Raw genomic sequence first — 2,499 nt, forward strand, 5'->3', positions numbered from 1 at the left:
AGGCCCCACAGGGGTGCGGCGGTGAGGTCGGTGATGTCCTCGTTGTCGGTGGTGGCCACCGCGTGCTGGGTGACGATCACCAGGCGCGTGCTGTTGAGCAGTTCGTCCGCGAGGAAGCCCTGTACCAGCGCCAGCGTGCCGACGAGCAGCTCCCCGACCTCGGCGGCCCCATCGACGGAGGGAATGGTGAGAACCAGTTCGGGCTTCGGGTCCCCGGCTCCCAGCCCGTCGAGCATCGTCCGGAGGTCCGTGTACGTCTGGGACTGCACGCCGGCGGATCGGAGCACATCGGCTGTCCGCCCACCGTCGGCTCCGAGGATCGCCCACGGCCCGCTGGGCGCGCCGACGGCGGTCGGAACGGTGATGGCCGGCCAGGTGAGCTGGTGGAGCGCGTTGTGCTCGGGACTGGTGCGCGCGGCGGCCGCGATCTGCTCGGCGCTGACGGGCCGAGCGGTGAGCGTGCGGATCGTGGCAACCGGGGTGCCGTCCGCGTCGGCGAGCGAGAGCGTGGCCGAACCGTCCGCGTCGGTCGGCGTGATGGACACGCGGAGAGCGGTGGGCGTGCCGGCGGTGTGGAGGGTGACGCCGTGCCAGGCGAAGGGGAGGGGGATGCGGTCGGTGGCGTCGGTGAGGCTGGTGAGCTGTGCGTGGAGGGCGGCGTCGAGGAGCGCCGGGTGAATGGCGAAGCCGTCGGGCTTCGCTTCAGGGGCATCCGGGAGGGCGATCTCGGCGTAGGTGGTGGTGCCCTGCTGCCAGGCGGCCTGGAGGCCCTGGAAGAGCGGGCCGTAGTGGTAGCCGAGGTCGTGGATGCGCGGATAGAGGTCGTGGAGGTCGACGGGCTTCGCACCGGTCGGCGGCCAGGCCGTCAGGTCCGCGGCCCGCGCTTCGGCCGACGGGCCCGCGACGAGCTGACCCGTGGCGTGCAGCGTCCAGTCGGGGTTGTCGTCGCCGTCCGGACGCGAGTGGATGGTGAGGGCGCGGCGTCCGGTCTCGTCGGCCGGGGTGAGGGCGAGTTGGAGCCGAGTGGCACCGTCGGAGGGCAGGACGAGAGGCGCCTGGAGGGTGAGCTCGTCAACAGTGGTGGTGTCGGTGTGCTGGGCCGCGTGGAGAGCGAGGTCGATGAAGGCGGTGCCGGGCAGGATGACCGTGTCGTGCACGGTGTGGTCCGCGAGCCAGGCATGCGTCGTCTGGGACAGCCGGCCGGTGAAGAGCCGGATTCCTTCGGGGAGTTCGATGGTGGCGGTGAGGATGGGGTGGTGGCTGGGGGTGATGCCGGCGGTTGTGATGTCGCCGGTGGTGGGGGTGGGGTGGAGCCAGTAGCTCTGGTGTTGGAAGGGGTAGGTGGGGAGGGTGGTGTGGGTGGGGTGGTGGCCGAGGAGGGTGGGCCAGTTGATGTTGGTGCCGGTGGTGTGGAGGGTGGTGAGTGCGGTGGTGAGGGTGTGGGTTTCGGGGGTGGTGGGGTTGAGGGTGGGGATGGTGGTGGTGTCGGGGTGGGTGGTGCGGGTGAGGGTGGTGAGGGTGGTGTCGGGGCCGATTTCGAGGTGGGTGGTGACGCCCTGGGTCTGGAGGGTGGTGAGGGTGTCGGTGAAGCGGACGGCTTCGCGGATGTGCCGGGTCCAGTAGGCGGGTGAGGTGAGTTCCTCCGCCGTGGCGATCTGTCCGGTGACGTTGGAGATGACCGGGGTGGTGGGCGCCGTGTAGGTCAGGGACTCGGCAATGGTTTGGAAGGCGTCGAGGATGCCGTCCATGTGGGGGGAGTGGAAGGCGTGGCTGACGTGGAGTTGGCGGGTTTTGCGGCCTTGTTCGGTGAAGTGGTGGGCGATGGTGTGGGCGGTGTCGTGGTCGCCGGAGATGACGGTGGAGTGGGGGGTGTTGAGGGCGGCGATGGTGACGCCGTCGTGGGCCTGGAGGAGGGGGAGGAGTTCCTGTTCGGTGGCTTGGATGGTGATCATGGTGCCGTCGGTGCGGGCGTTTTGCATGAGGCGGCCGCGGGCGGCGACGAGGGTGGTGGCATCGGCCAGGGTGAGGACGCCGGCGGCGTGGGCGGCGGTGAGTTCGCCGATGGAGTGGCCGGTGAGGTAGTCGGGGTGGACGCCCCAGGTGCGCACGAGGGTGTGGAGGGCGGTTTCGAGGGCGAAGAGGGCGGGTTGGGTGTAGGCGGTCTGGTGGAGGAGGTCGCCGAGGTCGGTGCCGGCGGGGGCGAACATGACGTCGCGCAGGGGGTGTTCGAGGTGGGGCGTGAAGTGGTCGCAGACGTCGTCGAGGGCGGCGGCGAACGCGGGGAAGACGTCGTACAGTTCGCGGCCCATGCCGTTGCGCTGCGATCCCTGCCCGGTGAACAGGAACGCGGTCTTCCCGCCGGGGGTGGTGGTGCTGACGGTCGTGGTGCCGTCGGCGATGGCGTGTAGGCCGGTGAGGAGTTCGTCGTGGGTGGTGCCGGTGGTGGCGGCGCGGTGGTCGAAGTGGGTGCGGGTGGTGGCCAGGGCGTGGGCGATACGG

At 70.6% G+C, this 2,499-nt stretch carries 1 protein-coding gene; it reads right to left on the reverse strand.

From position 1 onward, the window contains the following. Positions 1–2,499: acyltransferase domain-containing protein (locus ACFVUH_RS37270; protein WP_387918078.1), on the reverse strand; the 2,499-nt coding region annotated here is incomplete at both ends.

The sequence above is a fragment of the Kitasatospora sp. NPDC058032 genome, assembly GCF_042885845.1.
GTDB lineage: Bacteria > Actinomycetota > Actinomycetes > Streptomycetales > Streptomycetaceae > Kitasatospora.